Here is a 17,752-nt window from a genome sequence, read left to right on the forward strand (position 1 = left end):
GCATTATAATGCAATATCAAAAAAAATAAAGTCCGATTAATAGGGGGCTAGACCAGCAGAATAATCCCTATGCACGACATGCTGTCGAGATTGTTACTGAAATTGATTCTCCTTACAAGTTAACTATGAGGAAAAATGAGTACTGGGATATTCCTGCTTTTAATCCATATTTTTCTAATCCTAATTTAAAAAAACCACCAGTAATCGAGGAAAAAATTAATAATATTACCTTGTTGGGTAATTCGTATTTAGGCAATAATGAGAATGCTCTCACAGATTCTGAAATAAATAGTATGAGTTTGCTATTTGGTTCTTATAAGAGAGAAATAAATAGATTGAGGAGTAAAAATTATCCATTATCCAAAGATATTGAAAGCATGTTTTCTTCTGTTAGCAAAAGACTTTATAAACTCCCTTTTGAAAAATGTGCTGTTGAGATAAACTCTGATGATTCAATGAAATTTACTCTTTCGTTTTCTAATGATAAACTTCTAATGATTTCTAAGAGTAGTAATTTTGAGGATTTAGGTATGTCAAAAGATCAAGTAATATATTCCTTTTTTATAAATCGTAAATTAATTTCTTCCGATGTTACGAATCTTGAAACATTTACCAAAAATTTTAAAGGATATCTTTCTCTATAATTTTTACAAAAGGTTTCGTAATTGTTATTATCCGGCTTCAATTCTTCCGAAACTTAACTACGTGCCTTTAATCAATATTCAATCCTTATTGGATAAACAAACTGTTTACATTATCCGGCGTTCTGACAAATCGGAGGAGGATACTTTCAATGAATTGGGGCTGCTCAGGAATGACGCCTTAACACCTAAGGATATTCCGTTTTTGTCATTAAATATTTTGGGAGGACGTTTTATGCCAGAACATTCAAAATTTAGAATTCTTAATGAGGGTATAAAAAAATGGAATAACAGGAAGTATATTTCGCTTTTAGATCATTTAAAAGATTTTGAGATCTTGAAAAACTATTGCCTTGTATACATAAATGCCAACGGAGTTGACGGGCAAGAAATACCGTATTTTTTACAACAATCCAACAAAGACATAAGACGTGAAGTTGATAAGTTTTTTCAGCACGTTGAAAAACCTAATTTAAGTGATGGGAAATATGAATTAAAAGCATTGTCTCGGCTTATTCATGATCCTGTAAAACTTAATTACTGGCATATGGAGCTGAATATTTTTGATTATCAGGGTTCCTCGATGAAATATAAAGGAAGTTCCTATCAAAAGGTTTTGTTTCAGCAAGTTATTTCTGACATAATTTCAGTGAATTCAAATAAAGAAGTTCCAGATTATATAAAAATACCAACCAAGTATTATAAAAATACAATTTTTTCTTGTTGATCAATGTAGGAGTTAAATCCATGTTATAAATTGATTGATGTTTATATTTCTTTAATATGATTATTATTTTTAAAAGTGACCAACGCTCAGATATTCCTCGACCACTACAATGAATTGGATAAGCTATTTGCCAAAGCATTAAATCAGACGGAGCATGCTCCTTTCTCACAACGGATAAAAGACCTCATTCCAAGGAATTCCATTGTTCGGAGTTATAAAGATGATCTTTTCCAATTGGGAAATCTCCGAAATGCCATTTCTCATCAGTCGAAAGGAGGTGTTCCTATTGCAGAACCTTTTGAAGAGACTGTTAAGCTGGTCGAGAAGATTCTCTAAGAGTTTAAGAACCCACTCAAGGTAACCCCGAAATTTCAGTTTGAAGTTTTCTCGATTGGTGAAGAAACTCAATTAATGGAGCTATTGCAGGAAATGAAGATGTCTCTTCTGAAATGTTAATGGATTGTGTGATCATTTATCCGGATTTGAATTCAGGAATTGATTCAATCACTGATCTAATGAAAGACCCAATCAAAGAATACGAGAAGGTATTTAAGATCGGAATCACCATTCCTGTTCGAACACCACCGCAGTATGGAACCAATCACACTCAAAATTGACGGTCATAACCTCGAGAACTACCATGAAAACCTACAGAGAACAACTCATTGACTGCATAAACGAGCTTTGGGAAGCAAGGGTACAGGTGTTTGGCTGTTTGGTCAGTTTTGCGATGGAAACCCATCTAAAGGAAATCGACGATGCGTTTGAAATCGGGGAGGTATTCGAGTTTCAGTATGCGCACTTCGAAGACATCGACGACACCAATATCCAACGCCTGATCGCGCTATGCAAAGAAATGGACGAAACCATTTCCAGCCTGATGAATATTAACGGGATTGATATTACGGAAGATAAGATCGACTGAGCGCCTCCCTCACCGATAATCCTTCGGATGGCCCCCAAAGTACTTTTTAAACGCCGCCGAAAAATGGGTGGCATGCTTATACCCAAGCTGTTCGGCGATATCCACGATTCTTAGGTCCTTGTCCTTTAGCAGTTCCAAGGCCTTTTCCATGCGCTTATCCTGAACAAACCCATACACCGTCTGATGAAACGCTTCCTTGAAGTGACGCTTTAGGTGGGATTCATTGGTGCCGACCTCCAAGGCCAGTTTCCGCAGACTGGGAGGATCCGCAAGTTGGTGCAACAAGATATCCCTCACCTGATGCATCTGCCGAAGTATCTTCTCGTCCGTAGCCTGGGCCTCTACCACGACATCTACTCCCTGCTCACGTTGCTGCATTAGCATCAAAACAACAAGCTCAAGCACCTTCATTTCTACCAAATGCCGTTTAAAGCAGCCCTCGTATTCATTAAATGCCAGATTGCGGATAATCTGCTGCATCACTTCCCCTAACTTGGACTCCAGGTAAATACAGTAGCCTTCCTGCTCTCCTGCTAGGGACTCCCAACCCTGAAAGCCCTCTAATCCTCGGGACACCTTTTCCAACAGCCCAAAAGAAAGGGACAATACCATGGCATCTACAGAGCTGCCAGGCAAGGACGCTACGGTACTCTTCTCTCCAGACTGTAACAGCACGCCTCGATCTTCCAAAATAGGCAGGCCCGAAGCAGCGCGGGGAAAATGCACCGACAGCCCTCCCTTCAGCACAACCCACAGCTGGTAATGACCCTTCCCTGTCAATACATCCATCTGATGGTACCTGCTCCCATCACCAGTAAAAAAGGCATAGGATACCCCCTCAGAACGGTACACCGTATGGGTAAAAAATTGCGATTCTTTATCTGAGTTCGGCTTGGCATCACCAAAGTCAGCTATCTCATCTACTAAACGAAGCATAGTATTCCTCTTAGCCTACTTGGATTGATGGATAAATTTCCTTTTTCGTCATTTTCATTTCTCCTGCCGTCATTTTCATTTCCATCCTCCCGTTAGTTTTGCATCCGTAAAGTTAACCATTTTTAGATTAAGTCTAAATAATAATTAATTCCACGCACGAATACCCCATAATACTATGACAAACAAATCCATTCTTTTTCACCTTGTATGCACAACCTGGCTTTTCATTTGGGCGGATCCTTTGGCAGCGCAGCGTGTTCACGTGAACGGTCAAGTAAAAGACGCCTATTCACGGGAGGCACTTCCCGGAGCCACCATCCAATGGAAATCTAACCCTACCACTTCTGTTACAGACGCCGAAGGAAACTTTCGTATGTACGCCAATGCGGGAGATACACTGATCGTCCGATTCTTAGGCTATAAGGAAACTATCTTTACCGCTCCCGCCGACGAACGCCTCGTGCAGCTTCTATTGGAAGAGGATATCAACCAACTCGCCGAGGTGCAGGTAACCGGGGCCTTGGGATTTTCCCGATCTTCGAAAGAATTGGGTTCCTCCGCTCAGGTGATAGATTCAGATAATCTCAACCAAGGCCGCACGGTAAACCCGCTATTTGGATTGGCATCCAAAGTGGCCGGATTACGGATCAACCAATACGACAGCAAGGTAGACCCGGCAGCCACGATCGTGCTGCGTGGCACGCGTTCCCTGCAGCGAGGTACTGGCATAGATGGACGATCGAACAACGAGCCCATCTACGTGGTGGACGGGATTCCCATCCCAAACATCAATCGACTCAATCCGAACGATATAGAAAGCGTCACGGTATTGAAAGGAGCCAATGCCGCGGCACTTTACGGCTCAGAAGGCGTCAATGGAGCCATAATGATCACGACCAAACAGGGAAGGGCCGGACAGGGAGAGGTAAGGATTTCCAATACCACGACATTTTCCAACGTTTACTTTTTGCCCAAAGCGCAGCACCTCTATGGACAGGGACAAAACGGCGTGTACAGCCCAACGGAGTACGAGTCCTGGGGACCAAGGTTTGACGGCAGCGAACGGCCGTTTGGCCTACCCCTACCAGATGGTACCCAAACCATGGTAAACTATGCTGCCCCGGCCCGTGACAATCGGCTGGACCTGTTTCAAACCGGTGTAAACGTACAGAATGATATTTCCTTTTCTGGCGGAGATGAGATAAGTACCTATTTTCTGTCTGCACAACTCGTCAACCAAAAAGGGATCATGCCAAAGGATGAAAATAACCGCATCAATCTGCGTTTTAACGGCAGCCGCCAATTCTCAAAGCTGAACACTTCCTATACGATCAACTTTATCCGAAATAAGAGCGATGTGACACCGGACGGCCCTTGGATAGGCAGCTATCGCATGCCAGCCAACTTCAACTACGACCTCGTCCGCAATTGGGAACACCCAAACAACCCCGGCAATCCCCTGAACTATTTCATCCCCAATGGTAGCTGGCTGAGAAGCCCCTACTTCCTGATAGACAACCTGCGTAATCAAAAGAACCAACAGATTCTAAACGGAAAAATTGAACTAAACTACCGGATTGCGAACTGGATAGAGGTCATGTACCGGGCGGGCTACTACGGAAACACCGAAAACAGCAGAAGTTTCACCAACAAATTCGAAGCTCCCGGCACACGAAATACCCCTGGATCCGTCAACGATCAGAGCTCGAATTTTCACCGATTCAATGGGGATTTTATCCTAAGCATCAGAAAAGAGCTTGGAGCTGTGAAAAGCCGCCTGCTACTTGGCCAGAATATCCGTATGGATCATAGCAACGTACAGAATATCTCCTCCAACAACCTGCTCTACCGGGACATCATCAACCCTGGCAGTCGGGCGGGGGAACTATCCGGCAGCTCCACAATCATGGAACAACGTTCGCTTGCGGTCTACGGTGAATGGATGACGGGCTACCGCGACCACCTGTTTGTAACGATTACTGGTAGAAACGACTGGAACTCGACACTAAGCAGGGAAAACCGCTCCTACTTCTACCCCGGCATCAGCAGCTCATTCATTGCATCCGAAGCCCTCCCGTTTTTGCGGCAACTCCGGCAGCTTTCTTACGCCAAGCTGTATGCTTCTTGGAACAAGACCGGCAACGTAACCCTAAACCCCTATCAACTCAACAACCCCTATTCCCAGGCAAACGGATTCCCATTCGGCGGCACCATCGGGTTTCTCCCTAGTCTGACGAACCCCAATCCAGCCATTCGACCCGAGTTTGTTACCTCTTACGAGGCCGGCATGCAGGTGGGACTTTTCAATCACCGGGTATACCTGGAAGCCGCCTATGTGTATGCTGACTCAGACGGCCAAATCTCAAACGCCAGTGTTTCCCGGGCTACGGGCTACAACGCCATGCTCGTAAACTCCGGACGCATGACCAATAACATTATCGAACTCAGCTTGAACGGTGACTTGATACGAACCTTAGAGGCCAAATGGAACCTTGGATTTAACTACACCTATACCAACAATGTGGTACGAGAACTCTATGGAGGAGCCGCTTTTCGACAAAACTTCCGTCAGTCCTACGCCTTTGTAGGAGAGCAATTCCCTTCTCTCTGGGTAAGTGACTACGCCCGGGACGAGCAAGGCCGTGTGATCGTAGATGCACAGACAGGAGATCCCAAAGTGGCAGAAGAAAACGTATTGCTGGGCCCCATGGTCCCTCCCCATATGATAGGGATCAACTCCTTATTGGAATACAGGGGTTTTTCTTTGGGACTGCAGTTTGACTGGCGAATGGGCGCTTACTTCTACTCGGAAACCATTCCCCCCATGTATACCGCCGGCACCCATCCGATTACCGCTGCTTACGGTCGAGAACCTTTCGTCTGGCCAAATTCCGTCATCGAGACCGATCAGGGCACCTACATTCCCAATGAGAGCCTGCTGACGTCGGGAGGCGGAAAGGAATTCTGGGCCGCTCAAGGAGCCGTGCAAAGCAATACGGCCGCCAAAGCCGATTTCTTCAAACTTAGGGAATTGAACATCAGCTATCAGCTGCCTGCCAGATGGTTTTCGGAGGGATCCTTCGTCCGGTCAGCTTCGGTGGGGGTAGTTGCCACCAACCTGTTCATCATCACCCATAGCAGCAACAACATCGGAGATCCCGAATATTTGTATAACGCCACCGACGGCTACTACAGCTTTCGGCAGATACCCCCCATGAGAAATTACGGGTTCACCGCAAACGTTACATTCTAATTCCGCTCACCAATGAAAAATATCAGGCTAAACGCTAAAATATCCGTATTCTTTTTCCTTATCGTGCTGAACATGGGATGCGAGGCGTTCTTGGACGTGAACGAAAACCCCAACGCCCCCATTTCCGCCAACCTACCCTTGAGTGCCAAACTACCGGCTGCCCTGGTAGCAACCGTGAATGAGGAGGTGGGCCCAATCAACCAAATCGGTGGATTTTGGGGAGGCTACTGGGGCACGAACAACGAGGGTGCCAACCTATTTTTTGACCTAAAAACCTACAATGGGCTGGACATTCGGGACCAACGGGATGGGATTCCCATTTGGGAAAACGGGTATAATAACATCCTTTACTTCAGACTCATTCAGGAAGAAGCCGAAGCAGAAGGTGATCTATTCTACCTAGGCTCATCCAAAATCATGCAAGGATGGCTGTTTCTGAGACTGGTGGATTTTTACAACAACATTCCCTTTGACGAGGCAGGAAGAGGCAATGAATTTCTCACTCCTACCTATGAACCGGGTGAGCAGGTGTACCAAAAAGCCGTCGATTTGATCTCCGAAGGAATACAGGATGTCAAAAGCTCTACAATAATCCCTTCCCAAAACCACGGCGATGTGCTTTTTGGAGGTCAAAAAAACCTCTGGGCAAAATTTGGTAACACGGTAAAGCTCCGTGCACTGATCCGGCAAAGCGAAAAAAGTGACCCAAATTACATCCAATCCGAAATACAAATCATTCAGCAAGAGGGCAGCGGATTTCTGCAATTGGGAGAATCAGCCGACGTAAACCCCGGCTACCTGAATACGCCGGGCAAACTGAACCCGTTTTGGGTCAGCTATTACCGCGATGCACAGGGCGCCTTTACGAGCAACCACCAGCATATCCGACCCACCACCTACCTAATCAGCCAATACGAAGCACTGAATGACCCTCGATTACAAAAATTGTATATGGACGTAAATGGGCACTACCGGGGTGTCCTGTTTGGAAATCCCGATGCGGGAAATCCTGCCTATGCAAGAATCAATACTTCCGCATTCCGTGGCCCTGCCGAAAACGGAGGCAGCCCCACCGGCATATTGCATAGCTTTAACCAAAGCAGCATGCTCCTATCCGACTCGGAAAGCTTATTCCTACAGGCAGAGGCTGTATTAAGAGGTTGGATAAGCGGCGATCTCAGTGGTCTATTACAGGAAGCGATTGCATCATCCTTGGATTACATGAAGGTAAATACGGCCGAAAAATCGACCTATCTACTCCAAGAAGCAGCGCGTTTTGAAGGCACTGATAATAAACTGGAGTACCTAATCCTGCAAAAGTGGCTCTCCCTAAACAGCATCAGCAGCATAGAAGCTTGGAACGACCACCGGCGGCTGGGTTTGCCCGGGTTTCCGGCAACGATTTCCTCCGGTGTGGAGGGACGTCCGCTACGACTGATGTATCCAGAGACAGAACGGGGTACCAACTATGATCAGGTACTCGCTCAAGGCAGTGATTTCACCCTCAGAGACAAGGTATGGTGGATGCCGTAACTCGACGGAACCCCAAAGTAGCTGAAATATAAAAGACCACTGATAAAAATTACAAAGCGATGAATTCGAAACAAACCAACCAGGGCATTTGGCCAAAAACCCGGAAATTTTTCAACGATGTACATTTGTGGCTGGGGCTGATAAGCGGCTTGGTACTGCTTGTCGTTTGCTTCACGGGCACCATCTATGTGTACCACAACGAACTACGTGAAATGGGGGCACCTCATTTATACCACGTTAAGGCTCCCGCCGCTATGGCCAAACTACCTTTGGACGCAGTCTTGGAAAAGGTTGCCGCGCAACTTCCCGGTGAGCTCACGGCCGTTCAGGTTCCCCACGATCCCAAACGAACACTGCAACTTTCCATACGGGAACAAAACGAGAATAGCCGAGGGGGAACCACCTACTTTGTCAACCCCTACACGGCGGAGATCCTGGGAACATCCAAGGATCCCAACCCGGCTAATGAGTGGCTGCGTACGATGTTTAGCCTACATCGTTGGCTGATGCTCGACCGGATAGAAAAACCGCTGATTGGCGAGCTCCCCAACCGGAAACTGGGAAGCTATATCACCGGTGCGGCGACTATCCTGTTTACGCTCGGTGTATTGACAGGAATCGTCATTTGGGTTCCCCGAAGGGTAAAAAACTGGAAACAGGGACTTAAGGTTAAATTTGGCGGTAGTTGGAAGCGAACCAATCACGACCTGCACAACACCCTCGCCTTCTACAGCGCAATCGTTCTATTTATTATGGGAGTCACCGGCCCTTTCTGGTCATTTCCCTGGTACCGAGAGGGTCTGCAAAAATCCCTCGGAACCTATCAGGAGGCCTCTTCAGGTGGACGTCCGGGCGGTAAAGGCGATGTTCGTCCTTTGGATAGTCAAGTATTACCCCTCTTATCCTTGGATACCTACCTCGCCGAAGTAGACAAGCACCTGCCTTATGCAGGAAACTACAGGATCACCTACCCCAAACCAGGAGACAACGATATCAGTCTGATGAAGTCCAAAGTAGGATTCTTCGCCCCTGCTGCTGCAGACCGGGTTACCCTTCAAATCAGCGATGCCAGTCTGAAAACACTGGATCTATTTTCAAAAAAGCCGTTCAACGAACGCGTATCCTCATCCATCAAAGCATTGCATATGGGTGACGTCTATGGAGGATTTAGCAAGATCATCTATTTTCTCTCCTGCCTGATCGCCACAAGCTTGCCTATTACCGGCACGCTGATTTGGATCAATAAAATGAAAAAGAAAAAACCGATGAGAAAAACACGGAGCCCCAAAAAAGGCGATTCCGAAACCGCTCCAGATAGCCAACCAACATGGCGTGAGGCAGCCGGAGTCCATTGACGAGTACGCTGACATTTTTTGAACTACTTTTCCTACGGGGCTGTCGTTAACTGGCAGCCCCCCTTTGTTTTTATTCCTCCCCTTCCTGTACGGACTGGGTCTGTTTTTCGTAAAGCTCCGCGTACACCCCTTTTTTGAGTAGCAACTCTTCGTGGGTTCCGTATTCCACCACACGCCCGTCATCCAACACCACGATGGCATCTGCCAGCTTGGCGGAAGACACCCGGTGCGATATGATGATGGAGGTCCTTCCCTTCATGATGGTGCTCAAGGAGTTTAAGATCGCATTTTCGGTCTTCGTGTCCACAGCCGAAAGGCAATCGTCCAGAAGCAGGATCTTCGGCTCCTTGGCGATGGCACGGGCGATGCTTACCCGTTGCTTTTGCCCGCCGGAAAGCGTGATGCCGCGCTCTCCCAGTCGGGTTTTGAAACCTTGCGGGAAACCCGTGATATTTTCATAAACATCCGCATCCTTTGCCGCCTTTTCCACGAGGTGCGAGGTTACGAGATCCTGCTCTAAACCAAAACCGATATTGTTGGCGATGGTATCGCTAAACAGGAACACGTCTTGTGGTACGTAGCCTATTTGCTTCCTTAGGGAGGAAATATCGTAGGCGCGAATATCGACGCCATCTACCCGAATTTGTCCCGAGCTTGCATCGTACATCCGCATAAGCAGGTTGGCAATGGTAGATTTTCCAGAACCCGTCGTACCAATGATTGCCAGGGACTGACCCTCTTTGATTTCAAAACTGACCTTTTCCAATGCTTTGATGCCGGAGTCCGGGTAGTCAAAGGACACATTGTCCAGCTCTATCCTTCCGACAATGTCCCTATTCAGTCCCTCAGTACTTACGATAGGGTTGTGTTCGTCCAGAAACTCATTGATGCGGGTCTGGGAGGCAGCGGCCCGCTGCACGATGCTGGTAACCCAGCCCAACGAAGTCACCGGCCACGTGAGCATGTTCACGTACAAAATAAATTCCGCAATAACTCCATAGCCTATCGCGCCCGCGATTACCTGCTTTCCCCCCACATAGACAGTTATAATCGTACTGAGTCCTATAAGTCCTAATATAAGCGGATAAAACAGAGACTCTACCTTGGTCAGTCGAATGGATTTTTGCTTATATTCTTCGCTGGCTTTCTGAAAATCGTTGGCACTGTCGGCTTCCCGCACAAACGCCTTGATGACCCGAATGCCTGAAAAAGCCTCCTGTACAAATGTACTAAGATTGGAAAGGCTGCGCTGAATCTTTTCTGAGCGCTCGTTGATCAGGTTGTTGACCACATAGATGCTGATGGACAGTACTGGAAGCGGCAGGAGGGAATATACGGTCAGCGGTACATTGACCGTAAGCATATAGGCAATTACCATGGGAAATAGCACTATCAGATTGATCCCGTACATCAGCGCCGGACCCACATACATTCTCACACGGCTAACATCCTCTGTGATACGCGCCATCAGGTCTCCGGTGCTGTTCAGTCGGTAAAACGACAATGGAAGCGATTGGTATTTCTCGAATATCTCGTTTTTAAGATCGTATTCTACCAGCCTGGACATCGCAATGATGGTCTGCCGAATAAGAAAAAGGAAAAATCCGCGCAAAAGCGCCATGCCGAGCATCAAACTGCCAAATACGACTATAAATTTCAAAAATATCCTCCGGGACTCCTCAGCTAAGAGGCTTTGGTCAAAAAGCTGGTAGTAGCTGAAACTTTCCACCACATAGTCGATGGAGATACGCACCAACTGTGCGGGAATAATCACAAAAACATTGGATATCACCGTAAAAACAACTCCCAAAAGGAGGTACCACTTATATTTTACCAGGTACTTATTTAATCTCCAAAGAGGCTTCACGAAACAAAAATCTAGAAATCAAACACATTCTTTCACAATATATCAATAGCATTACTTTATATACAGTTAAAAAATATTTAATTTTGTAACTGATTTTAACCAATGCTGACCCAAATATAACACAAACACAAAACCAAAGTTCAGATGTCGGAAATTAAAACAGTGGAACACACAAAAGACGGTAGTGTTTATGGACAGATCCTGCAGATGGGCCATGAACAATTGGTATTTTGCCACGATGAACCCACGGGACTAAAAGCACTAATCGCCATACACAACACCATATTGGGTCCGGCCCTAGGAGGCACCCGTCTCTGGCACTATTCCGACGAATCGGCCGCCATCACTGACGTGTTGCGGCTGTCAAGGGGCATGACCTTCAAAGCGGCGATTTCCGGATTGAACATTGGTGGAGGAAAGGCCGTGATTATCGGAAAGCCAAAAATGAAGACAGAAGCCTTCCTGAGGAGATTTGGGAGATTTATCCATAGCTTGGGGGGTAGGTACATCACTGCGGAGGACGTCAATTTTACCACGGCAGACATCGAGTACATTGCCATGGAGACTCCCTATGTCACAGGCAAACCTGAAATCAAGGGCGGCGGGGGTGACCCTTCCCCGATCACCGCATTCGGCACCTATTTGGGAATGAAGGCTGCTGTTGGGTTTGCGTATGGGAAAGACACCCTAGAAGGCAAGCGAATCCTGATACAAGGAGCAGGGCAGGTGGGGAGCCATTTGGTGAAGCACCTGATCAAAGAAGGTGCTATTGTATTTCTAACTGATATCTTTGAAGAAAAACTACTTTCCGCCGCCAAAACTACCGGTGCGCAGATCATTCAACCCTCCGATGTATATGACTTCCCCATGGACATCTATGCGCCCTGTGCCCTAGGGGCCACGCTAAACGATCAAACCATCCCCCGCTTAACCTGTGACATCGTAGCCGGGGCGGCGAATAATCAGCTGGAGGAAGAAGGCCGTCATGGCCATCTGCTAAAAGACCGCGGGATTCTCTATGCCCCGGATTTCCTGATCAATGCCGGCGGATTGATCAATGTATATACCGAATACCTGGGCAATTACAAACGTGAGATCGCGATGAGGCAGACAGAGAGCATCTACGACATGACCACTGCGGTACTGAGCGAAGCAAATGAGAAAAACCTTCCCACACAGGAGGTGGCCATGGAAATCGCAAATAAGCGAATCAACCAAATTGCAAGCATAAAGTTAGCCTATTGATGAGGGGCAGGAGCCAATAAAGCTGCCCACGCCCCTATTGCCCCATTTATTGCGGCATGCTAAATCAGCCGCGGCATCCGCCAAGTTTGGGAATAATTCGAAATTGGCGGATTTCTATCCGAAAATAGTTTAAATTTGCGTTCTTTAACATCCGGTAATGCTAAACAGAAGAATTCTCAGAGTAAAGGCTTTCCAATCGTTGTATGCCTATCATCAGTGCAAAGCTTCGAACTTCAACTTGTCCATAGACCTTATCCGGGAATCTTTCCAGCCTGACCTCAACAGTATGGAGGTACAGGACAAAGCACAGTTAAAACAAGATGCAGAAACCTGCATAGCGCTTTTTACACGTAGCCAAGACGCACGTACCCTAGTAGATGACGGTAATCTCAGTGTAAAAATCAAAAATGTTGCGTTACAGGCGCTTAAGCAATACCACAAGCTTTGCGAGGCGGATCTATCGTTTTTGAGAAACAACATGGTGACGGCTGCCGAGCGGATCCCGGGCCTGTATTTGTATGCTATCGGCATACTTTTGGGGTTCCGGAAACATGTGGAAAAGGAGCTTGAAAAACGTAAAAAACTTTCCCAAGAACGGATATCCGTAATTGTGCCTGGCGAGGGCAACCTCGCAAAAAACAGGATTCTTCTGTACCTCGAAAAAGACTCCCCTATCCAAAGTGAATTTATCCGACATCATGTCAATATAGAGGACTGGAATGAAGAGATCAAACAATGGTTCAGGGATTACGTAAGGAATCAGGAGGACTATGTGGCGTACATGAACCTGTCCGACCCCACGTTGGAAGACGACCGTTTCATTGTGGAGACGTTGCTCAAAAAGGTCGTGATGAAAAACGACGCCATTCTAAGTCTATTCCAAGAACTGGATCTAAATTGGACAGAGAATAAAGCCGTAGTGCGAAGTTTGGCACTAAAAGTGCTGAAAAATATAGACCTTGATCAAAAAGATTCCACCGAGATATTGCCCGACTTGGCGATTAATTGGGATGAAGACAAGGAATTCTTTCAGAATATCTTTAACTTGACTGTAGAATCCGAAAAAGACTACAGTGAGATGATTGCCCAAAAGGCAAAAAATTGGGATATTGATCGAATCGCACTTACGGATAAAATCATTATTACCATGGCCCTCACCGAAATGGTGAACTTCCCCAGTATACCTGTAAAGGTAAGCATCAATGAATTCATAGACATATCCAAAACCTATAGCACGCCAAAAAGCAAACAATTTGTAAACGGCCTATTGGATGTTTTGTCTAAAGAATTAACCGATGAGGGGAAAATACGTAAAAGCGGTAGGGGTTTGTTAGACAATAAATAAAATACTCATGAGCAATAAAGGAAATTCATTTTTCGCTTTCCTACTAGGGGCGGGAATCGGGGCAACATTGGGAATACTGTTTGCACCGGATGCTGGCAACAATACCAGGGACAAGCTAAGCTACCAATTGGCCAAATACAAAGACGAATTGGAGAAGCTTATCACCGAATTGGTGGAAGGAAAAACATTGACCTCAAACGAAGCCAAATCTGAGGGAAACAAAGTGATATCCGAGGCCAAGACGAAGGCGGAAAACCTGCTCAACGATGTCAATAAATTAATCGATCAAATAAATCAGGAAAACAATAATTAATTATATCATGACTAGAACCAGTTATCTAGCTGCCGTTTTGCTGGCAGGCGCATTGGCTGTGTCCGGATGCAATAGCAAGAGCACGGAAGAAGCCGATCGGATTAAGGCCTTGGAAGAAAAAATCACCCAACTCGAACAAAATAGGGTAGTCACGCCTACTACTGCGCAAAACGTGCAGCCTGCAGACCCGAGCACCGTAGGAGCCTTTGAATTTGAGGCCATGGAGTATGATTTCGGAACCATCTCGGAAGGTGAAGTAATCGAACACGTATTCTCATTCAAAAACAACGGTCAAGCACCGTTGGTAATATCCAATATCCAGGCATCTTGCGGCTGTACCAGCCCCGACTGGACCAAAACACCCATCAAGCCGGGAGATGAAGGCTTCGTGAAAGTGGTGTTCAACTCAGCAGGAAAAAGCGGCGTGCAAAGCCCCACAGTGACGATTCAGGCCAATACCACACCAAATGTCACCCGCCTAAGACTAAAAGGCACTGTTAATCAGCGGACTGCTTCTGCCGCTAAACCAAGTTTGGGACCAGTTAAACGATAAACATGCTAAACGTTATTTTATTGCAGGCCGGCGGAGCCGGTGGCGGAATCATGGGACAAGTGTTCCTATTTGGTAGTATCATCTTGATCATGTATTTCTTTATGATCAGACCCCAGCAAAAGAAGCAAAAGGACACCAACCTTTTCATCAACGAAGTGAAAAAAGGCGATCAGGTGGTGACCGTTGGTGGAATCCATGGCAAAGTATATGCGGTAGAAGGGGATACCGTGTTGATTGAACTGGATAAGGGTTTGAAGATCAAAGTAGAAAAATCGGCACTCTCGCTAGACTATACCAAAAAGATCAAAGAGGCAAAATAAGGGATCTACGTTGGGCAAGATTCAAAAATTCATCGGCAAACTAAAACCGGAGGTGTCCTCAAACTTAAAAGTGGTGGTATTGTGCGTAGTCACGGCTACCACTTTTTGGCTTTTGAATGCCCTGAACAAGGACGACTACACCACAATAGTGAAGCAGCCTGTTTCCTTTGCATTTGATCAATCGGAGTTTATGCCCGTAGAACCGCTTCCCGATCAAATTTCCATCGAAATCAACGGAAATGGGTGGGATCTACTGCGTAAATATTTCAATTTTCAATCTAACCCATTCGTCATAAACCTCGAAGACCCATCCAAAACCAATTTTGTCCTATCCAGAAATCTGGAACGGGAACTTGCAGAAACACTTACACCCACACGGCTAGTCGGCATCCTTCAAGACACCATTCGCTTTAAGATAGACAAAATCATTTCCAGAAAAATCACCGTAGAACCGGATACCACGGAAAATTTGTTATCCGAAAATTTCCGGTTTGCCTCGCCCATATCGGTGGACCCCACGCAGATAACGGTGCGGGGGCCTGTTAGCAAGATTCAAGAACTTGGGGGGAAATGGAAAGTGGATCTAGGCGAACAAAATATCAACCAGAACTTTCTAAAGCTAATCCCCCTTTCAGTACCCAGACACCTACGGGATTTCCTCACCCTCGATGAAGAGTCTGTCATGATCTCCTTTGAGGTAGTAGAATTCATTGGCATCAAAAAGAATATTGAACTTCAGAAGGCATTTTTTCCTGCTAACGTAAAAGTGGAACCGGAAACCAATTCCGTAGCGATGTCCTACCTCATCGATGAAAGGAAGGTTAGCGACTTCGAAAAGTTGGATTTAAAAGCCATCATCAGCTACAACAGCCGCAATCGGGAGGACAGCACCGTTTCTGTGATGTTAAACACAACACCTTCCTATCTTGAACAGGTTATCTTTGACCCCCCTACTTTCAAGTTGATTTATGAGTGAGCCCAAAAAATTACTGGTTGGTATCACCGGGGGAATAGGTGCCGGCAAAACCTTGGTGGCAAAAATTTTCAACCTCCTCGGAGTGCCTGTATACCAAGCCGACGACCGGGCGAAATGGCTCATGGTAAACCACGAACCTCTCCGCCAAGCAATCATAAAAGCATTTGGTCAGGAATCCTACCTTACAGACGGCAGCCTAAACAGAAGCTACCTGGCTTCAAAGGTCTTTGCCGAAGCAGCGAATAATCAGCTCATCAATGGATTAGTGCACCCTGCCGTGGGAAGGGACTTTCAGACATGGGCACAGGCACAGCAAACACCCTACGTACTGAAAGAGGCCGCGTTATTGTTCGAATCCGGTTCATATAAAGAACTGGACCGGATCATCACGGTCACCGCCCCGGAAAGCTTACGGATCTTTCGAGTCCTGCTTCGGGATCCTCAACGGTCCGCCTCAGAGGTAAAAGCAATCATTGATAGACAGTGGCCCGAAGAACGTAAAAAAGAAGGCGCTGACTTTGTGATCGATAATTCAGACAAGAAAATGGTGATCCCTCAAGTTTTGAAGATTCACCGGCAGCTGACCGATCCGGTTCGCTAGAGGGGTTAGGCGATATTTTCCAACGAAATCTGATCCAGGTAAAATTTCATCCGCGAGTGGCGGTGGTTTAAGAATTCAATCTTATCGATGCGGTCGTGCTTGTGATTGTAGAACACCTCCACATAGTCCCTCCCCAACAGGTAAAGATTCACCTTATAGGCGTAATAGCGAATAGCTACCACAAAAGTACCCTCTGTGTAGAGTTTTTGAATTTTCTTATTCAATGAAAGCTTTCTAAAGTCTTCTTTGCTCATGTTTATTGCCTCTAAGATGGACTCATTATGCCTCTCAGCCGTTCGGGAAATAACGATTAAACCGGAAATTCGCTTGCCTTTGCCCTGCTAAATTAATCATTTTTTTCAAAGTCAAGCCACCCATCCATGGTAGCCCCCCACCAGCAACACCGACATAATTTATTCGTTAAAAACAGGGTGGATTTTGTTAACGAATTGCTATCAACTATTATTGGCTTGAAAACACCAAAGAACGCTATGCTGCTACGAATACACCGCCTTGGGCCGTTTTTTTTACGTATCCTGATTATTGGCTCATTTGCGGGCCTCCTGTCTTCATGCACTGCATCCAAAAAAATCCGCTCACAAAATATTCAGCAGGTAATCGATACGGCAAAAACGTACCGGGGCACTCCCTACCGATACGGTGGTGCCACGCGTTCTGGGATGGACTGCTCTGCTTTGGTGTACCTATCTTTCCGAAGTGTTGGGGTCAACCTACCCCGAACCACCGAAGACCAAAGTAAGATCGGCAAAAATGTCCCTAAAGGAAAACTGGCCAAGGGTGACGTGGTGTTTTTTGCCACGGGCAACCGACGTAGAAAGGTCACCCACGCCGGTATAGTGACCCAAACAGGACGTGGAAATGTCCAGTTTATACACGCCTCCACCTCCTTGGGGGTCACTGAAGACAACGTATTTTCGAATTATTGGTCGGGGAGATTTATTCGGGCCAGAAGGGTTTTTTTAAGCACCCTTACCGCCCAGTGACAGCATGAGTTTAATGCCTTATCGAAGCTTTTGAAATTACCTATAAAAAATTGAGGTAAAGTGGATTAATTTTTAAAACATCCTTTGGTATTAATCTTTATTAACTAATTTTGCATCCGAATAAAAAAGTTCAGATCCTTTTCATCTTAAAATATTAA

General features: G+C 46.0%; 18 protein-coding genes. 15 read left to right on the forward strand and 3 right to left on the reverse strand.

The genetic code is table 11. From position 1 onward, the window contains the following. The first annotated feature begins 125 nt into the window (after positions 1 to 125). From IAQ59_RS18465 to IAQ59_RS18480, 4 genes are all read left to right on the forward strand, one after another. Positions 126 to 644 carry a hypothetical protein gene (locus tag IAQ59_RS18465; RefSeq protein WP_209332330.1) on the forward strand — a complete coding sequence of 173 codons (519 nt, stop codon included), beginning with the start codon at positions 126 to 128 and terminating at the stop codon, positions 642 to 644. Between the two features lie 61 nt (positions 645 to 705). Next, positions 706 to 1,368, forward strand: coding sequence for a hypothetical protein (locus tag IAQ59_RS18470; protein WP_209332331.1), 663 nt, complete (start codon positions 706 to 708; stop codon positions 1,366 to 1,368). A 75-nt stretch (positions 1,369 to 1,443) separates the two neighbouring features. Continuing rightward, positions 1,444 to 1,704: a hypothetical protein gene (locus tag IAQ59_RS18475; protein WP_209332332.1), complete on the forward strand. Its 261-nt coding sequence runs from the start codon at positions 1,444 to 1,446 to the stop codon at positions 1,702 to 1,704. A gap of 304 nt (positions 1,705 to 2,008) precedes the next feature. Then, positions 2,009 to 2,293, forward strand: a complete 285-nt coding sequence (locus IAQ59_RS18480) for a hypothetical protein (RefSeq protein ID WP_209332333.1) — start codon at positions 2,009 to 2,011, stop codon at positions 2,291 to 2,293. 9 nt (positions 2,294 to 2,302) lie between these two features. Here the strand turns inward: IAQ59_RS18480 and IAQ59_RS18485 are convergent, their stop codons facing one another. Further along, on the reverse strand, positions 2,303 to 3,229 hold the full coding sequence (locus IAQ59_RS18485; protein WP_209332334.1) for a helix-turn-helix transcriptional regulator: 927 nt from the start codon (positions 3,227 to 3,229) through the stop codon (positions 2,303 to 2,305). Positions 3,230 to 3,404: 175 nt separating this feature from the next. Between IAQ59_RS18485 and IAQ59_RS18490 the strand changes: the two genes are divergently transcribed. The 3 genes from IAQ59_RS18490 to IAQ59_RS18500 are packed head-to-tail and all read left to right on the forward strand — an operon-like array spanning position 3,405 to position 9,370. After that, complete coding sequence (locus tag IAQ59_RS18490) at positions 3,405 to 6,482, forward strand: SusC/RagA family TonB-linked outer membrane protein (protein WP_245189702.1); 3,078 nt, start codon at positions 3,405 to 3,407, stop codon at positions 6,480 to 6,482. 12 nt (positions 6,483 to 6,494) lie between these two features. Further along, entirely contained in the window at positions 6,495 to 8,015 is a 1,521-nt protein-coding gene (locus IAQ59_RS18495; RefSeq protein ID WP_209332335.1) for a SusD/RagB family nutrient-binding outer membrane lipoprotein, read from the forward strand. Positions 8,016 to 8,074: 59 nt separating this feature from the next. Then, positions 8,075 to 9,370, forward strand: coding sequence for a PepSY-associated TM helix domain-containing protein (locus IAQ59_RS18500; protein ID WP_209332336.1), 1,296 nt, complete (start codon positions 8,075 to 8,077; stop codon positions 9,368 to 9,370). A gap of 70 nt (positions 9,371 to 9,440) precedes the next feature. On the opposite strand, the gene IAQ59_RS18505 is transcribed toward IAQ59_RS18500, so the two are convergent. Continuing rightward, positions 9,441 to 11,237: an ABC transporter ATP-binding protein gene (locus tag IAQ59_RS18505; protein ID WP_209332337.1), complete on the reverse strand. Its 1,797-nt coding sequence runs from the start codon at positions 11,235 to 11,237 to the stop codon at positions 9,441 to 9,443. Between the two features lie 144 nt (positions 11,238 to 11,381). Here IAQ59_RS18505 and IAQ59_RS18510 point away from each other — a divergent pair, with 144 nt between their 5' ends. The 7 genes from IAQ59_RS18510 to coaE all read left to right on the forward strand — a co-directional run bounded on the left by IAQ59_RS18510 (position 11,382) and on the right by coaE (position 16,590). Next, positions 11,382 to 12,482 (forward strand): Glu/Leu/Phe/Val dehydrogenase dimerization domain-containing protein, encoded by a 1,101-nt coding sequence (locus IAQ59_RS18510; protein ID WP_209332338.1) that lies wholly within the window; start codon positions 11,382 to 11,384, stop codon positions 12,480 to 12,482. 157 nt (positions 12,483 to 12,639) lie between these two features. Next, positions 12,640 to 13,827 (forward strand): transcription antitermination factor NusB, encoded by a 1,188-nt coding sequence (gene nusB / locus IAQ59_RS18515; RefSeq protein ID WP_209332339.1) that lies wholly within the window; start codon positions 12,640 to 12,642, stop codon positions 13,825 to 13,827. Positions 13,828 to 13,834: 7 nt separating this feature from the next. Then, positions 13,835 to 14,140, forward strand: coding sequence for a YtxH domain-containing protein (locus IAQ59_RS18520; protein ID WP_209332340.1), 306 nt, complete (start codon positions 13,835 to 13,837; stop codon positions 14,138 to 14,140). A gap of 7 nt (positions 14,141 to 14,147) precedes the next feature. Next, entirely contained in the window at positions 14,148 to 14,693 is a 546-nt protein-coding gene (locus tag IAQ59_RS18525; RefSeq protein WP_209332341.1) for a DUF1573 domain-containing protein, read from the forward strand. A 2-nt stretch (positions 14,694 to 14,695) separates the two neighbouring features. Further along, positions 14,696 to 15,013 (forward strand): preprotein translocase subunit YajC, encoded by a 318-nt coding sequence (gene yajC / locus IAQ59_RS18530; protein WP_209332342.1) that lies wholly within the window; start codon positions 14,696 to 14,698, stop codon positions 15,011 to 15,013. A gap of 10 nt (positions 15,014 to 15,023) precedes the next feature. Beyond that, the gene (locus IAQ59_RS18535; RefSeq protein ID WP_209332343.1) at positions 15,024 to 15,989 is read left to right on the forward strand and encodes a YbbR-like domain-containing protein; all 966 of its coding nucleotides are present in this window, start codon (positions 15,024 to 15,026) and stop codon (positions 15,987 to 15,989) included. Beyond that, the gene (gene coaE, locus IAQ59_RS18540) at positions 15,982 to 16,590 is read left to right on the forward strand and encodes a dephospho-CoA kinase (RefSeq protein ID WP_209332344.1); all 609 of its coding nucleotides are present in this window, start codon (positions 15,982 to 15,984) and stop codon (positions 16,588 to 16,590) included. The genes IAQ59_RS18535 and coaE overlap by 8 nt, the downstream gene beginning before the upstream one ends. 5 nt (positions 16,591 to 16,595) lie before the next feature. Here coaE and IAQ59_RS18545 read toward each other — a convergent pair whose 3' ends face one another. Further along, positions 16,596 to 16,844, reverse strand: coding sequence for a hypothetical protein (locus IAQ59_RS18545; RefSeq protein WP_209332345.1), 249 nt, complete (start codon positions 16,842 to 16,844; stop codon positions 16,596 to 16,598). Positions 16,845 to 17,081: 237 nt separating this feature from the next. Between IAQ59_RS18545 and IAQ59_RS18550 the strand changes: the two genes are divergently transcribed. Next, entirely contained in the window at positions 17,082 to 17,594 is a 513-nt protein-coding gene (locus IAQ59_RS18550; RefSeq protein ID WP_209332346.1) for a C40 family peptidase, read from the forward strand. Positions 17,595 to 17,752: the final 158 nt, after the last annotated feature.

It is taken from the genome of Lunatimonas salinarum (assembly GCF_017811155.1).
Classification (GTDB): Bacteria; Bacteroidota; Bacteroidia; order Cytophagales; family Cyclobacteriaceae; genus Lunatimonas; species Lunatimonas salinarum.